The organism is Paenibacillus sp. V4I7 (assembly GCF_030817275.1).
GTDB lineage: Bacteria > Bacillota > Bacilli > Paenibacillales > NBRC-103111 > Paenibacillus_E.
In genome coordinates, this window is sequence record NZ_JAUSZD010000001.1 from 161,191 (window position 1) to 178,131 (window position 16,941).

Here is a 16,941-nt window from a genome sequence, read left to right on the forward strand (position 1 = left end):
GCATGGAAACTATGACATTATGCTTTAGCTATGGTAGAGGAGTAATACAGACTCAAGAATACCAGTCAAATACTTTTATTTTCATTGAACAACATCTCATATCAAGGCTGCCGTACAACACTTTTAATATACCAACTACTTTTACCAGTTGTGGCATCGTTGATGATGTTGTCTAGTAGGACCGTGTAAATCTGATCTCCACCTTTTTTCATCTTTAATTGAACTTTAAAACTCTTCTCATTTGTGCTTTTGGAATCAATTGGAGTCGAAGTATACGACACCATATCACCGGGACGAAAGATTTGAACGAAACTTTCCATGACTTGGCGTGAATCTTTATCCTTTTGATTTGAGATGGCAACCATCAAAATATTGGGATCAAAAAGAGCAGCAGCTCCATCTAATTTCCCCTCATTTATTAAGGTTAGAAACAGATCAACCTTGTCCAATGGACTATTTGGCTGCACAATTTTTGATTGATCCACTTTTCCGGTATTTACATCAGGAATTTTACTAAAGCCGGGATCAATTTCCTGATTTGCTTCAGCCTGCTTAGTTATTAACCAAAATTGTTCCTTTTGGTGACCATCATCCTCTACAAGAAGCTTTAACGTGAAAGAAAAGCTTTTCGTCTGCAGAGAGTTAAATTTTACATTCACATTTATATTTGCTTCAGTTTCGCTGATGTTAGTTCCTGTAATTTCTAAGTTCGCTGCTGTCTTTTTTGGAAACAGAGTTACGTATTTTTCTACTGCAGCATGCGCGCTTAATCCCTTTTGATTTGATGTATATTCAAGTAGCTTGTTTGGTTCAACTAAGCTGGCTGCATTATCAATATCTCCATCATTGATGTATTGAAGATATCGGGTGATTACTTGACCTGGCGTCTCCTCTTTCTTGATTTCATCACCGACAACAGGCCCACCTTTTTGTATCTGATCCGATGAAATATCGTGTTGTTGCGGCGATTTCAATGAAGTAGATGAATGTGGGGAGTGGCTATATATAATAAGACAGATGATAATTACGAGCCATAATCCACCTATACCGATTACCCATTTCATTTTCTTTTCGGCCCCTTTATTTGTGTAAGTAGCCAATGGGATTCACTGGCGTATTGCTTTCTCCAACTAAAACCTCAAAATGTAGATGGACACCATTAGAAAGACCTGTTTGCCCCATTATACCGAGCGATTTTCCTTTTTTCACTTGATCACCGGCCTTTACTTGGAGGGATCCCGCTACCATATGGCTATAACGGGTACGTATGCCATTCCCATGGTTAATAAGAACACTATAACCATAACCGTCATTGCGGTCACCTGCACCTTCAATTACTCCATCTTCAACGGCATAAATAGGGTAGCTTACATTGTTATTCCGATCATCGGGGGTTCGAGAAATATCTTGCCCTTTGTGCAATGCTTCCTTCCCTTTCGTATCATCGTAACGCCAGCCATAAGGGCTTCCAAGAATAGCTTTGGTGAGCGTTGGGAAGATCCAAGTGTTACTGCCTGGAATAACAGGTGCATCTGCTATTGATCCACCGGAAGAACCACCGCCGCCGTAACTGCCACTTGCATTTAACATTTTAAAGGCATCCTGATAAAAACCGTTGTAGCTACTTATAAGTGAATGACCAGGATCATTTTCATTGATCGATAACATGGCCATTGCTGCATCATCAGTACCGAAGTTAAGTTTCTTGAGAATCGCATCGAATTTCGTAAAGTCAGGAGTTCCACATCCGGGCGAAAGTCCACCTGTAGTATCACCGATCGGTCCCGAATAGCCTACATCTTCGTAGGGCTGACCTGTTGCTGAATCAATACCTTTATCGAGATCGTACTGGGTTAAGTTATATTCGTGAATCAATGACCTAAGATTATAAGAGTAATTTACATCGGTTGCATAACCTGCCGCTTGTAACCCATTCGCAAAAGAATACGGATTTTTTTGAGATAGTACTGGCTTATATCTGCCATTGTCGAGCAAAAACTTAGAATGTCCATGGAACCCTTCCGTTGCATTTGCATAGACTCGGAAATTTGCATTGATGGTATATTCGTTTCCGTATTTATCCTGTTCCTTTGTTTGATATGACACAACGGGCCCTGTCCAACCATCTCCATTTTGTGCTTTAATCCCGAAGAAATTGTAATATTTTGATGCTAACTCACTGGGTTGCCAGCCACTTTCTTGAACCAGTTGAGCCAAAGTGATGGCAGCAGGAATACCGCTTTTTCTCTCCTCCTCTGTAGCAGCGGGACCATAAAGGATAAAAAGGGGATGTGACTTGCCTGATGGTTGTCCGTTTACCGTTCCACCGCTTGCCGAACCAGTTGATGTTGAAGGCATAGAGCATCCTTGTGCGTCTCTTACCCAAAATGTTTTGGTGACCGTTGTGTCACCTGAAGATTCTGTAGTAGTCTCTTGATGATAGGTTATGATCTCTATTCGATTCCAGGCATGCGCCTTGACCAAAAGTTTAACGATTTCCTCACTTGTCGATGTTGTTGTGTATTCACGCTCTTCAGTATGAGATTCACCATCTCCATCATCAATAGTCACCGTCTCCGTATGTCTTGTCACGGTTGTGGTGGTATTTGTAAATTTTTGATATGTAAGATCAGGCTTCAAAGCTGAAGCAATGGGATTAGGGTCTATATCAGTATTTTCTAAATTATTTATAGTAATTCGAATATTATCGATCGATTGAACAACAAGCGTTGGTGGGCGATACTCTGGTAAATCAGTTGTTCTTACGACGGCCGACTCATACTGATTTCTTAGTTTCTGTGCGAGTTGACCGTTATCATCATCACTTAGCCATCCAAACGAGATTGAGGCATATATGATGCCCCCACCTACGATGATAACAAGCAGCCCTATGATAAGAGCGGGAACACCCAAATATATTAGGGCACCGGCAATTACCTTTGCAATAAGCTTCATGATTATTTTTGCTAACATCTTAACAAGTTTTTTTGCGATTTCCTTTAGTGCCTTCTTTGCCATCGATTTGGCAAAGTCTTTACCGGTCTCTAGCACTTTTCTGCCTACGGAAGGCGCCGAGGACTCTTCTTGATCGTTGTGTGCCGCCATTCCCGCCTCACCTCCCGAATAAAAGCCCCCCGTCCGGACTGACGGAGGGCAACATATAATTAATGATGGTTACCGGAAGGATCAAGTCGTTTGAGCTTGCTTCTTAGGAACAAAATTCCGGCGTCTTAAATCCACTGAGGCATCTTTTTGCGACGGACTGATAAACAGGTTGGCATCCATTGTCTTCCCGTTATAGGCCGACTTTCCTTGCTCATTATGCAAATAAGAAGCATTGACATATTCAACCTTGTGCCCTCCATCCTTACCCGCTCCAGAAGTGCCGGGCATAGGAACGGCTTCTTTAACAGGAGTAAGTCGTACAGAGTTCCCTTTTCCTTGAATTTCATAAGGAGTAACAACGGTTTCTCCCTTACTCAGAGTAGCGTTTCCGCGACCTAGATTAGAGATAGGTTTAAATTCACCTGTTGCTTGATCTTGAAAAGCGAGAACACTTGAATTTGCTGTTTCAAGTGCGAATACGTTTTTGATTCCTGCCTGATCTCTCATATCCGTCAGTGTCGAAGGAGTAAGCTTTCTTCCAGCTTGGGAACTGCGAGCCATGCTATCGCCTATTGCATATCCTCCTCGGCCCAATACCATCTCGCCAACTGCGCCTGCTCTTTCAGCAGAACGTTCACGTTTTTCCCCCAAATTAGCTGCTTTTTGTTCCGCTGTCAAAGGCTGAGGATTGCGCTTCGCTTCGACTCGTCCTAAACCACCCTGGGCAGCAACATGGGCGGATTTGGCAGTTTTGGCTGACCAATCACCGTCTCTATTGGTCATCTGTCCATAGGCATCACTGAAGTTCGAAGGGAATTCTGCGACCCTCTTACCGGCTGCAGCAGCACCTTTGCCAGCGGCTCTACCTCCGACATATCCTGCTACTCCTGACCGATAGCCGGCGCCATCCCCTACGGTTTCCCCAATCTCGCCTCCGATGTATGCACCTGCACCACCCATACCTGATCCTGCAAATCCAAATGCCATTCTACCTGCAGCTCTTCCGAAGCCGGCACCAATCTCCCCGGCTGCACGTAGTTTACGTTGTTGCATCGAAATGGGACGTCCAGCTCCAAGATCTGCCTCACTGCCTCCGTATGAGGCTCCAGCTGTACCTCCTCCTCCTGCGGCCATGTTGCCACCCATACCAGGAAGCCCATGACCTCCACCAGAGGACTGTTTATTATCGATAGGTAAACCTTTATAAGCTTTAAAGCCGTTGCCTAATCCCTTTCCGACTGTCATCATGCCTTTTGTCAGGTTCATCATACCAGCTGCTCCGACAAGTGTGCCTGCAGCTGCAAGCTTCCCACCGGTTTGTGAAGTCGCTCCGAAAATAAAACGAATACTTTCGGATATCGGGATAAATAAACAGAGTCCGACAACCATTTGGAACCATCCCATTTGGTCATCTATCATGTGAAAGTAAATCCAATACAGAACGGCGTGAATCGCTTGTGCAACGATCTGTGCCCATAGTTCTTTCCAAGCAGTCATAGTAACCCCATGTAACATGGGATAGAACATACAACTAATCCATAGCGGAGCAAGAATGATCAAAATCGCAATCATAAACTTGCGCTGTAGATAGAATACTTCCCACCAGATAGATACCCCACGAACGGTTAGTGAACAGGCGGAGCGGGCAATAGGAGAAGTCAGCTCACTCGTATTCTGACAAAGGCTGTTCATTTCGACTCGGCCGGAAATGCTCCGTCCATCATTTGGAATAGCATTTCCCATATTATCAACAACGGCCTGAGGGGCTTTTAAATCGTTAAAAGCCATATCCCTGATGCCGTTGTTCAAAGCAAATAACGAGGATGTAATCGTAAAAAACTGTGCAATCAGGATGGTAGCTACCAAAGTTTTTACTAAGGCATCATTAACTTCGAATTTTAGTGTAGAAGATATTCTGCTGTAAGAAAGTAGCACGCCTGACTTAATAACTGAGGCACAGATGAATGCGAATGATAATCCGGCAAACATCCAAAATCCCCGATATATGACTGTATTAAATTGCTGTGTCGTAAACATTCCCCAGACCGATCGATCAGCACATGACTTGAAAAAGGTCCCCGCGATTCCGCAACCGTTATAAAATATGTGATCGGCAGGGTCGTGAATTCCGCCTAGTACTCCAAGTAAGAAATCCAGAATCCAAGTAATCGGTGCCGTATACCACGGATCGCCACTACCTGCGAGTGCGACAGGGGCAAAGATTGACGAAACTATTGAGACTAGTCCCAGGGAGATTATTAATCTCTTCGACTTCTTATTTCTCGTTTTTAATCTCTCCGGTGGCTCCTTGCTTCCTTTTTTTAAAGACTTGGCCATGTTAGCCCACCTCCGGAAGCAGTCCTTGCTCTTGCAACCAATCGGGGTCCGTGTCGATAAAGCGTCTCATTTCTTTGCTGACGGTTACTTTAATAAATGCAGAACTACCACCTACTCGCATGATTCCTTCTCCGCGTGAGTCATCTTCCTCCCGCTCCGGAGGACGGCGGCATATAACCTCAAGCTCTCCTTCGGATAAATTAAAAATACTCTTCAATTGCAGCTTTTCATCATTAGAGATTTGCCCGATGCGGAGGAATAATGCGGTTGTAGCATTTTTTACCAATGCGATACCACTTGGATCCTCTAAGAAAGGAGTAAGGTCTTGCGTGATAATGTCGGCACCGGCATTGTACTTACGAGAGCGACGCGCTAAATCCTCGATAAACTCCATCGCTCCTGGAATCCGTTTCATTTTCCATGCTTCTTCAATCTTAAGTCTCTTACGGAATTTACGAAGGCTTGGGCGTTTAATGAAGTATTCCCATCCAAGCGTCGTAATGACAAGCATCATGATATCGAAGATGCGCGAACTTTCGATTGCTTTAATGTTAAAGTTGATCCAGCATACATTATCCAACATATTATCAACTGGTAGATCATCCCCGAAATTCGTTTGACCGTCGATAAGAGCGCCATCCGGAAAATCACGTAAGTATCCTCGAATAACGGTAAGAAGACGTTCGGCGTACTTTTCTTTTAAATCTTCGAATTCGAGAGTTTCCCAATCTACATTAACGGCACAATTTTTGAGTAATCGCTTGTACATATCAGTTAAGGTTCGTTCTGGTTTGCGCTTGCGTACTTCTTCGACCTCGCGTGTAAAACGGTTAAATTCTGGAACGAGCCCTGGTTCATAAAGGGTGGACGGATCTTCCGTGATGCCAGCATCTTGGTAAGTATCGAGAATTGCTTTTTTGAGATGAGTTTCTTCTTCACTAACCATTCCACCGAGTAGGCGGTCAAAGAATTTGAGAAGTTGGCCAATTTTAGGACCAAGAGGAACAACTACAATCGCTTTTTTTCGGCCGACTTCGTCCGTGATTTCAACCTCTTCTTCGGATATTGCAAACGGGTTAATGCAGACATCCCCACCTTCGCGAATTTCCACTTCACGTCCACCAAGGAGTCTGCAAACAGGGCCATTCTCACCATCGGGATCTATCGAGAATATCCGATAACCGAGGCAAATCTGGGAACTGGAGATATACTTATTACTGAACGATTTCCCCGATCCACTTGAACCGACGATCATAGAGGAATAGTTATCGAGATACTTCGCAAAAACGTTAAGAAATTCCATGGTTCCAGAGTGTTGGTTGACACCGAGTGGAACACCACCGCTAAATGGAATTTCCGAACTGTAGAAGGGTGAAGCCGCTACAATTGCAGTACGGTCGAAAAACCTCCGATCGTTCCGGTCATCAATCTTGTTGTTTGCAATAGGCAACGTAGAAATATATCCACTTCTCTGCCTGTTATAGAGCACTCTCAGGAAATGATCGTTACCAAGCAAATCATCCTGCATGTGCATACCGACATTATCGAGTCCCTTTTCGTCCTTAGCGAATACGGTAACAAGACATGTTCCTAGGAATCCATCGTTATAACCATCACTCAACTCATCTAGCAAACGACCTGCAGCATCTACAGACTTTTGAGCCTCCCGAGCTTCGATTTCGTTACCTGATTTGAGCATGTTAATCAAACGCGTTCCTTCATCGGTCGCCGCGTTTTTATATGTACGAATCGCTTGATTGCGTGTCAATTTCGTTATATAAAACATCATATTGACGGGGCCCGAGCGATATAAAACATCAAGGGCACCAGTTGTTAATGTAGTAGTTCCGAATTCTATAATAAATGAACGGTAGGGGTACCCTCCTGCAGGGCCGTCAAGAACATATCCAAGATCACGAGGGTGTACAGGAACTTCGAATCCCGTAGGTGCTACAAAATCAAAGTAAGACAATGCTGGCACTGGCGAACCGCTTTTCAGATCTTGAGATTGCAGTTCACTTGAGTCAACGGGAGATGGTTTCTTCTTGAATATTTTATTAAGCAGATTTTTCATCATCTTTTATCTCCTCCGCTTGCTCTTCCAAATCCTCATCTACAAATCTGTTTGCAGGACGAGAGTAGTCAGACGTTACGATGTTTCCTAGCCGTCCGGGATTGGCTAGAATAGATCTAAATCCTTTAACGGTACCCGACTGTTTATGCGTTGCAAAGTATTGTGATTCAAGTAAGTCCTCAATAGATGCAAGCTTGGCAACTCCGCCCATGCGACCATAGCCGCCAACAATCGTAGATCCAAGTCGGTAATATTCATTGGTGGCTTTGGAATAAATGAGGTCGTCGTCCAGATCTTCGATCAATTTAGGTGGGTATTCTAAAATAATGAAGAAGTAGCGAGCAAAATTATATTCATCTGTGTTCTTCTGCCAGTGCTCCATAAAGGGAAAAAACATGCTTTCGGCGTAGCGCTGGGCGATGGGTTGTAGAGATGGGAAAGCATCATAATATTGTTGCATCTGATCTACGAGTTCAATAGGGCGAGATTGTACATGAATACCGAGCTTTACTTCACGACCTGGACCAAGTGATAACTGGGCAAGCAGCCGCTCATAAGCGCGATCCGTATCCTCTTGTTCAATAATGGAGCGCAGCTGATAGTTGATCGGTTCCGTCTTGACAGCTCCCACGAAAGTTCGAATGTCCCCTCTTTGCTCCAGCTCTATTAGATTATCACCAACGATTTGTTTTACGCCGATTATATTCTTCCAATCGCCTTCTAATTCTCTAGTTTGTATGGATGCTTTCTTGTTTTCTGTTTTCTTCTTCTTTTTACTTAAGGGAATGATAGGTTTATTGGTCATGACGCGAAATATCAAATAACCAATAAGTCCAAGCCCCAAAAACATAAAAATATCACTCATTTAGAATCTCCTCCATAAACCACTTTCTTTTTTCTTATGTCGTATTCTATATATGAGATGACGGTCTAGGAATAATCCGCTTTGAGGATGTTTAACAAACGAGAGCAGAACTGCTGGCACGAAGACCATCGCACACATGAAGAAGACTACGAACGATAATGCAAATGGAAAACTATCGTTATATGAATATTGAACCAATTGGATAAATGTTAGAAGAGCGATTGAGAAATAAGCGGTTTGTCGCCATGAGAAGCTTAGTTCCCATATCTTAATCGGTCGACGTTCTTTTTCTGTGTCAAAGGGCATTGCAGTACGCATTATCAGATGACCCCCTTTTCCTGTGACCCTAAAATTTAAGCCCTACGCTGGGTAGGGCTTAATTCTTGAAGTTATCTTATTGGTTAACAATCCATCCAGCGAGTGAATTCATTTTCGCAAGAACGACAATACCGAGACCGGCGGATAATAGACAAGCAACTGCAATTCCCCTTTTTTGTGCATTACCCATGGAGAAGCCAAGCATAATCGCTCCAACTGCAATCGGAATGAGGATTAGGCCGATACCGATAATACGGAGATTGGTTACCCATCCATCTACTAACTTATTCACGTCTGTACCTGAGGTTCCCGCTTTAAGGTTGTCCATGGTTGGAACAACAGTGGTATCTGCAAATGCAGAAGTAACGGCAAAAACGTTGAATGCTACAAATGCAACAAACAATAAAACTAATACCTTTGAACTAAAACCCTTCTTTTTCATCTGATAGTCCTCCTAGATAATGTGTCTTTCATCCTGATCTGTCTACATTTCATTCACTATCATCCTAGATAACGACAAAATTTGCTGGAAATGTAGGAAAATTAGCCCAATCTGCTTTCTATCATATACCATCTCCCCATAATCTGACAATGCTTATGTGTGTAAAATACACACATAGCAAGTGCAAATTTTACATTTTTATGAAAAAATATATTGAAAACCTAACCCTCCAGACTTATAATAAGGAATACAAACATATGTTTGTAGGGATTAGGGAGGAGAAACTTATGTTAGATCATACATTCTACCAAGCAGTAAAGGTTATATATGCAGCCGGACCAGATTGGGCGGTCATCAGCGTATTTGTCCTAATTATATTGATTGCACTTTATTGTGTGCTTGCCTCAAAGGTAAACCGATTACTTCATGCTGGGATTGCCGTGTTCGTATGTTTGCTGGTGACGTACATGCCATGCGTATGGTTTCCACAAATATTAGAAGGTATATATTTGAAGTTGGGTTTGATTACGCCTTGGTATCTCGAGACTGTCCCTAAAATAATCGTCTTCCCTACCCTCTGGCTACCAGCTATTTTAGTACCCATTGCGTTATGGACTGTTTGTGTAATGGTGGCAGATACCCTAGGAGGGAAGCCACTTTTGACAAAGAAAATAATCGCTCGTAATCATGAGAATGCACTTGATATTAATCGTCAAATGGTTGAGCAATGGCGTTTAGAAAAGCAAGAACGTGAACGATTGAAAGAAGATCCGGCCGGGCTTCATTAAGAAGTCGGCCGTTTCTTTTTTTTGGCATTCAGACTTTACGGCTGAGTAGAAAATCCAATCACCTATTGTTGCTAACAACCCATACTTCACATGTGTTGCAAAGGTCTGATTGTGAGGGTATTAATTTCTTTTCCCCGCAAAAGTAACAATGTTTGAACATATATACTTTTTTCACTCTGTATTGAGCAATGTTTTCACACAAAAGAAGGAATCTTACTATAAACACTTCAATTCTTTTGTTCACATCAATCACCTCTGTGAAACATGGTTCTCATAAGAGAAACCTTGATCAATCAAATTGGTTAACCATGTTGCAAGAAATTCGTTAAGCTCCTCTTGCTCATGTAAGTCAACGACATCGTCTTCATCGTATGCGTCCCGATAACTATACATATCCTGATATGTGGCAGCATCTGCCGTCTCATCTTCGGGATTGATGCGTATTTCCATATCGGGGTCAGCTATAAGATCACCGTTTAAGCGGTAATAGTGCGTCATACTAATGATATTTGTTCCAATCACTTCAATAACCAGATCCATAAATGGTGTTGATCGAAGTTTGGTAGAACCCGATTCCCCTATTAAAAGTTCCTTCAAATTGCCACCGAGTAACTGATTAATTTTTGAATAACGTTCATTTGCGTTCATGTATATTCCTCCAGTAGTCCCCTCTCACACCGAGAGGACAAGAATGTTAACCTTGTCATGCCCGGTGTGAGGGCAATTACCTTATGGAAGATCTGAATCAGTAGAGATTGTTAACAATGAAACGTTCGTTATGTTTATTCGATTACCCCCATCTTGCCTCCGTACTGGCTAGGCATATCTAAGAGCATCACTATGTTATAAATTTCAGTTACGACTAATTCTAAATCGTTGACGTACATGTTAGGCACATCAACATTCTTTAGGTATTCCACATCGTTGATGACCTCAGGTATGAACCAAAAGGTTTGAGCGCTCCCAAAATCCCCTCCAGAAAAGGTGCAGTAAATGCGTCCGCCTGATACTCGATAGGTATTTATGAAATTGCTTTCGTAGGATCGGACAATATAGTCCTTGTCCTCGATCAACTCAGAAACCAAAAGTGTTTTTTCTTCCTCTAGACTCAATCCTTCGATTTGCCCAGTTCCTTTGCACAGTTCACATTCTGAATTAGCAGTTTGAAAATCCTCGTCTTTGCACTCACAACGAAAACTCATTCTAATCATCTCCTGGTAGTCCCCTCTCACACCGAGAGGACAATTTTGTCAAACTTGTCATGCCCGGTGTGAGGGCTCTTACCTTATGAAATTGTTATATTCTAGTTGTATTCATCCAGCTGGCCAATGAAATCATCGAGTTTTAGATCGAATCTCTCATCATGCTCATAAAGAATGACATGGGTCTGAAGTGGGTTAAATCCTTTAACTGAAGCCGGCCCCCAGCCTGTTAAAATTTGCTTTCCAAAATATGAACGAATGCGTTTTTTCATTTGTGTAAGTTGGGAGTTTGGTCCAAGCTGCTCAACGATCTTTAGGAATAAGGGAAATGTAAATTCATATACTCCCTCTGAATTAGATGCAATAAACTGATCTTTCTTCAGTTGTAAGAATGTATATATACCATCCTTACACTCGATCGTATCTCCATTCTTTAGGCTCTTTAGTGCTACCTTAATCTCGGCAATAACGGAATCTGCATTTTTACTGACGAGTTCAGTAATGATATTCTTGTTAACAACCAGTAGCTGAGTTCCACCGTCAACTGGTTTACAAATGACGGTCGATTTTTCGGTACGTATGTAAATGTATGTCTTGTTGTTTCTCAACCGAATTAAATCGCCTGGTTCTAGTGTTTTTAGTATCAGCTTATCCATACTTCATTTCCTCCTTGACCCCGCCTACACCACGGGGATTATTAATAAAAATCCGCCCGGTGTAGGGGTCGTCAATATGAAGTTAGATGTTGATACTACTTTTCAGTTGCAATTCTTTTACACGTTTCCTGTCAGCGCTGGGCACCCACACTTTATCCTGGAATAGGGTGTTGCAGCGTTCTTGGATGGCAGCAAGCTCGCTAGGCGTAACGTCATAGATTATCTCTGAGTAGTCGCCACGATACGTGCTGTCCTTATCGTTTAGGATTCCGTTTGGTTTGAGGGCAAATAAGTCATCTACTTGAATTGGGGTTGGTTTTAACTCCTCCCGCTTCAGGGAGAAACCTTCTTTCTCCCAGCATTCCAAGATAAAATCAATCTCGTCTTCATCGAGTAATTGGAATCCATCTTCTAAATATCCACTAACAAGCTCTGCATGAAGCAAACCTTGAAGCAACATCTTGCGCCCAACGATGGAAATTGGACCAGGCGTATAGCGCCAAATGCTATCCTCAGTTCCGGCATCTAGTTCCAGATACTCAATCTCCCCTTTTAGCTTTCCATGTACCCTTTTTCGGAGAGGGAGGCGAAATCTGGCATCGTTACGTAGGTCGTAAAGAGCGACTTTCCATTTGTAGAGTGGAAGAACTTTTGCATCACCTTGGTTATAGAGGTTTGCAAGCATGTTATCCTTCCTACCGATGTGGCAGCATGTGTAACATCCGAATCGACTGCCTCCACAACTGGAAGTCTGTTTACCTGTTGGTGCAGTAAGTTCACATTCACCACCATTACTAGCGTTGTAGAGCGCCAGTAATTCACTGGTCTCCGATCCCCATGCGAGCCTTCCACGATTGAGAAGATAATCCCAAACATCATCCGTCTCAAAATCTACGATAGGATGATATACGAGGATACGTGGATGATCGGAATGACGAGCAAACTTATCGTCAAGTGAATGCTTTGCGATGCTGGCCTTCCTTTTCGTGCTTTCAGAATTACGAACTCCTAAGAACATGATGGCATCGTAGTCATCAAGTACCATACGATCAGCCATGATACGATTCACAATTTTCGTCACAGGATCGAGCTTTGTCTTATCAGAACACCACCTGAACCGGCTACTTTCCGTTGGTGGTGGATTTCCAAAGCCAAGTACCTGAGATAAAAATCGTTTATCCATATCTGGCTCCGAGAGATGAACATATATGGGTAGATTCTGTTCACGGGCAGCCTGCTGAATCTTTCGTACGTAATTCCGTACGTGATTTTCAAATGCCGGTATTTCAACTCCTGTGACGCTGGTTACTACATGAAGCGGCTTTGTACGTGCTTCAGGAGGAATCTCCAGAATAGCACGCCAAAGTAGGTCCAACTGCATGGAGCTATCCTTACCATGCGACGTTGGGGCGATCCATACTCGGCTGTCCCTCATATACATGACTTTTAGTTCGTCAATGATAGACCGAGAATTTGCATTTACGTTCTGTTCTTCCTGAAGTTCAAAGATATTTATCATCGTTCCCGCTCCTCTCATATTGGAAAAAATAATTGGCCAGTTTCTTGGTCAATATAGTATTCCAATGGAGTGAATGGAGTGGGAGTTAATGCAGCAGCAGCCGGTTGTTCTGCCTTTTCTGGCATAACAGGCAAAACTTTATCGAAGTATAACTCGACTGCTCTCAGAAACCTATCGTCCTTCGGATAGACTGGTGATTCATAGTTGGCGTCCAAGAACGAAGATCGGATCCCTTTCACCTCAAACAGATAAAGCTCAAAGGAGCGGGCGAAGACTTCGGTCCGACGAAGATAATAATCTGAGTTGAACTTTGTCTTTCCTGTTCATCGGACAACAAATGGATCATCAAATGGTAAAGTTAGAATTGCGCGTCGTACGGATTGTTCGTACTTCTCGTACAAGTCCAAGAAAGAAAATTGATCACTTAGACGGTCGAATTTAGTACCAAATTGATAATCGATTTGATGCGCGCTTTCGTGCATGTAGCTTGATATTCCATCCAAGTCTACTAGAGTTGCCTTGAATCCTGGAAAGAACAAGCCCGAAGCCCGGTAGTTGCCTAGTTTGCGAATTCGGAAACTATGATCAGGAGCCAAAGGCAACTGAACAATGCTCGTCATACGCCTAAACTCCGTTTCAATTTCAGTGAATTTTTCCAAGTCAACGTCGGCATCCAGCTCCACCGTTCCATAATGAGTTAAAAACGCATTACTACTCATACGGCTTAGTGTTTTCTGTGGTATGTTCTTCTTGAGCTGCCAAACTCTCGCGTAGGTATCATTAGATTCTTCGCGATCATCAGCGTCATCTTGCAGGCTGCAGATCTCTTGTAGGAATGGATAGAGAGCTAACTCGTAAATCGATCTAAGGACATCAGGCTCAGTAAGCATCTTCTCCCATGCGCCTGTGACTTCACATAGCACATCCCATACGCCATTCGGGAAAATGTTGTATAGGTCTATGACTTTTTCTGCATTGGGGTCATGCACATCAGTGCAGAGATCCTGTACAAGCGTTATAAGCATCTCTGGTCCCACTAAATTAACAGATGATTGCGAACTTCGTTTCGCAACTGCAATCACCTTACGGGCAAGTTCTCTTCGGACATAGGCCAAATGAGCCTGTGCATAATTCAGTAGCGAATTCTTCAATAACACGTCTGCCAAGAATGAAGGGACATCGATAATCTTGTAATATTTACCGATTTTAGTAAACCCAAGACTTGAGCCGTGTTTTTTGTGTGAAATATCCGCACCGATCGCTCCGTATGCTTCATCATATCCAAGCAACCCATCTTTAACTACGACCTTGATACCATTGCTCTCAATGAATGAATCGGAGGCTTTTGAAAGATGTCTAACAATCGCCATAGGGCCGTAAGATTCAATTTTGCCCCTAATTGGCTGAAAACTGACTTGAATAGGACCATAAGATACCTTTGCAAACAATTCTTCCGTAATAGGAATCTTTTTCATCCTACGTCGAAGTGCCTGATCTGCTATCTTCTTTTGTTCCGCATAGGTATCTTCTCTAGAAATTCTGATTCGAAGATCACTAAAAATCTCGGAAATATTTCTTTGCTTCATACGTTCCTGGAGATATTCTTCCTTCGATTTTCTTACACTGTCAACGCGATTAAGCTCTGCAGTAACCATATACATCATCCTCCTAAGGTGTTGATTAATGTCCGAAAACGACAAAAAGACCCTAAAGGGAGCTTTACATGGGCATAGTTCGCCTATGTTCATATGCTCACCCTTAGGGTTGCTTAACTTGCGTAAGGTCGGACAAAAATTCTGCCTTTATTATATCACGCTGCCTAGAAAATAGGAAGGAATAAAAGAAGCCACCAAATTTGGATGGCTAATTCTTATTATGGTATTTCGTAAAAAAAAGCTTTTATTCTGTCATCTGCTCGTTTCAGGTAATCTACGAGTTCTGTCTCTTTGATTTGCTCTAGGTAGGAGCGGGCTTCCACTCCGACCAACGAAAGACTTATATAGATATGCTGCAACATTGCCGTATCATTTGGTTTTTCACGCCAAAACTTTTTCATTAATACAGCAAAGTCATCTTCATCCCTCTCACGTAAGTGGGAATAGAATCTCTGCAGATCGTCCATGTTATTGCAAATCTGAAAGATGTCATAAGACGACATATATGAGCGAATAACAAATCGGTCTGACCGGGAAGCCTCTACATCTATAAAGAAGCCTTTCCAAGGTTTACCCCAAAAAATTCCTGCTTTTGGAACAAATCCATTTGCCAGTAACGACAACTTCATAAAGCCACGGTTTCTGACTACCTCTGCTCTCTCTATGTAGGATTTCCCATTATCAGGCGCATTACTAAGCTCTAGAAGATCGTCGTATTCTGTTTCAGTTATCTGCAGGAGATATCGCTTATCAATCGTCCTTGCACTGAAACAAGGCTCATTATAGACTTCCATTGTCGTGTCTTCTTCACTGTGCTTATCTGGGTTGTGAAAGTAGATCCATAAGTACTCATCACTATTTGAATCAATATTTAAGTAATGACGAGATGTTCTGTACTCTTCCCAAATAGCGTAATTCTCTCCGACAGGATATACCCTAACGTAAGCATTATTAACCTTAATATTGATTCCCGAATATATCTCAACTTCACTTGAACGAAATGCATCAATCTCCTCATCATAATGATAAGTAGTGTGTTGAGAGTCTATAAAGGGATTCAACTGCTCAATAAGGGCTCTTGTGAATACAGGATACGTACTTCCATTTGAAAAGCAACTAAATTTAACATCACTTTTCGCATGCAGGCAAAAAGTTGCCTGACGGTAGAACAAATTCGGGTGTAATGGAAGCTGTTGCTGCTCCTCTGTTGACGGTTCTTCCTCTTCAACCTCGGGCTTGATGCTTACTCTTTGAATATCGCCTTGCGGGAAGGATAAATAGGCGTCCTGACGGGCCTCTTCATACCTGCCAACGAAAGTATATTCGGATTCAGTTTCATTCTTCAAATATACAATGATATTCCATGACTTGGACATATAGTGTTTCCTCCTGAGAATAGCCCCCAAAGGAGGGGGCTAATAAATTTTGCTCCCCTCCAATGGATGGAGGAATTACATTAAGTTTTAGACGAAAAGCTCAACGATCGAATAATCGGGATCTGGACTCTGACAATCTAAAGGCTGATGCAATATATTGTTAATGTAGTTTCGTGTATACTCCTCACCGCGTTTTCTTAATATTGCCTGAAAACTAATGCTATCGAAGACGACGTGATCTAAGATTGCAAGATATTCATTGCCGCCATCCACTTGTTGTATTAACGCAAGGTTTTCGAAAGTAAACGCATTTCCGACGCACCAATTCCCCTGACTAAACTTTTCAATGAGCTCATCTATGGATGAACATTCGTAAAAGCTACTGGAGCGGGTAAATGGCGGGTCATTAGCTACACGAATCCAGGGATTTTGCATGCCTTTTAGATACCAGATATCCTTCATTGCTTCTTTGCCGCACAACATGCAAAATGCAATGTCATGGACGAGATTCCGATATGATGGCTTGTTGGTGCTAATTTGATTCCCGCACGAACAGCATGAGCTTTTCTCAATACCTTCTCGCAAAAAAATGAGCTGCGACATA

14 protein-coding genes and 1 pseudogene are annotated in these 16,941 nt (G+C 42.5%); 1 reads left to right on the forward strand and 14 read right to left on the reverse strand.

From position 1 onward, the window contains the following. Positions 1 to 101 precede the first annotated feature (101 nt). From QFZ80_RS00775 to QFZ80_RS00800, 6 genes are all read right to left on the reverse strand, one after another. Complete coding sequence (locus QFZ80_RS00775) at positions 102 to 1,064, reverse strand: hypothetical protein (RefSeq protein ID WP_307544890.1); 963 nt, start codon at positions 1,062 to 1,064, stop codon at positions 102 to 104. Between the two features lie 16 nt (positions 1,065 to 1,080). Then, positions 1,081 to 3,105, reverse strand: coding sequence for a glucosaminidase domain-containing protein (locus QFZ80_RS00780; protein WP_307544888.1), 2,025 nt, complete (start codon positions 3,103 to 3,105; stop codon positions 1,081 to 1,083). Positions 3,106 to 3,186: 81 nt separating this feature from the next. After that, positions 3,187 to 5,442, reverse strand: a complete 2,256-nt coding sequence (locus tag QFZ80_RS00785; RefSeq protein WP_307544886.1) for a hypothetical protein — start codon at positions 5,440 to 5,442, stop codon at positions 3,187 to 3,189. Position 5,443: 1 nt separating this feature from the next. Continuing rightward, a complete protein-coding gene (locus QFZ80_RS00790) occupies positions 5,444 to 7,519 on the reverse strand; it encodes a VirB4 family type IV secretion system protein (protein ID WP_307544884.1) in 2,076 nt (691 codons plus the stop codon). Continuing rightward, positions 7,500 to 8,381 (reverse strand): hypothetical protein, encoded by an 882-nt coding sequence (locus tag QFZ80_RS00795; RefSeq protein WP_307544882.1) that lies wholly within the window; start codon positions 8,379 to 8,381, stop codon positions 7,500 to 7,502. Before QFZ80_RS00795 ends, QFZ80_RS00790 begins: the two co-directional genes overlap by 20 nt. Before the next feature lie 394 nt (positions 8,382 to 8,775). After that, complete coding sequence (locus tag QFZ80_RS00800) at positions 8,776 to 9,141, reverse strand: hypothetical protein (protein WP_307544880.1); 366 nt, start codon at positions 9,139 to 9,141, stop codon at positions 8,776 to 8,778. A 287-nt stretch (positions 9,142 to 9,428) separates the two neighbouring features. Between QFZ80_RS00800 and QFZ80_RS00805 the strand changes: the two genes are divergently transcribed. Continuing rightward, on the forward strand, positions 9,429 to 9,929 hold the full coding sequence (locus tag QFZ80_RS00805; RefSeq protein WP_307544878.1) for a hypothetical protein: 501 nt from the start codon (positions 9,429 to 9,431) through the stop codon (positions 9,927 to 9,929). Between the two features lie 249 nt (positions 9,930 to 10,178). On the opposite strand, the gene QFZ80_RS00810 is transcribed toward QFZ80_RS00805, so the two are convergent. From QFZ80_RS00810 to QFZ80_RS00840, 8 genes and pseudogenes are all read right to left on the reverse strand, one after another. Then, positions 10,179 to 10,577: a DUF6908 domain-containing protein gene (locus QFZ80_RS00810; RefSeq protein WP_307544876.1), complete on the reverse strand. Its 399-nt coding sequence runs from the start codon at positions 10,575 to 10,577 to the stop codon at positions 10,179 to 10,181. Positions 10,578 to 10,711: 134 nt separating this feature from the next. After that, positions 10,712 to 11,131, reverse strand: coding sequence for a hypothetical protein (locus QFZ80_RS00815; RefSeq protein WP_307544873.1), 420 nt, complete (start codon positions 11,129 to 11,131; stop codon positions 10,712 to 10,714). A 101-nt stretch (positions 11,132 to 11,232) separates the two neighbouring features. Further along, a complete protein-coding gene (locus QFZ80_RS00820; protein WP_307544871.1) occupies positions 11,233 to 11,787 on the reverse strand; it encodes a hypothetical protein in 555 nt (184 codons plus the stop codon). Positions 11,788 to 11,869: 82 nt separating this feature from the next. Next, positions 11,870 to 13,306, reverse strand: coding sequence for a phosphoadenosine phosphosulfate reductase domain-containing protein (locus tag QFZ80_RS00825; RefSeq protein WP_307544870.1), 1,437 nt, complete (start codon positions 13,304 to 13,306; stop codon positions 11,870 to 11,872). Between the two features lie 14 nt (positions 13,307 to 13,320). Beyond that, positions 13,321 to 13,602: pseudogene (locus tag QFZ80_RS38775) on the reverse strand (hypothetical protein); the annotation flags it as partial. A 27-nt stretch (positions 13,603 to 13,629) separates the two neighbouring features. Then, positions 13,630 to 14,961 (reverse strand): hypothetical protein, encoded by a 1,332-nt coding sequence (locus QFZ80_RS00830; protein ID WP_307544868.1) that lies wholly within the window; start codon positions 14,959 to 14,961, stop codon positions 13,630 to 13,632. Between the two features lie 218 nt (positions 14,962 to 15,179). Next, positions 15,180 to 16,337 (reverse strand): hypothetical protein, encoded by a 1,158-nt coding sequence (locus QFZ80_RS00835; protein ID WP_307544866.1) that lies wholly within the window; start codon positions 16,335 to 16,337, stop codon positions 15,180 to 15,182. Between the two features lie 87 nt (positions 16,338 to 16,424). Then, a complete protein-coding gene (locus QFZ80_RS00840; RefSeq protein WP_307544864.1) occupies positions 16,425 to 16,940 on the reverse strand; it encodes a hypothetical protein in 516 nt (171 codons plus the stop codon). Between the last annotated feature and the right edge of the window lies 1 nt (position 16,941).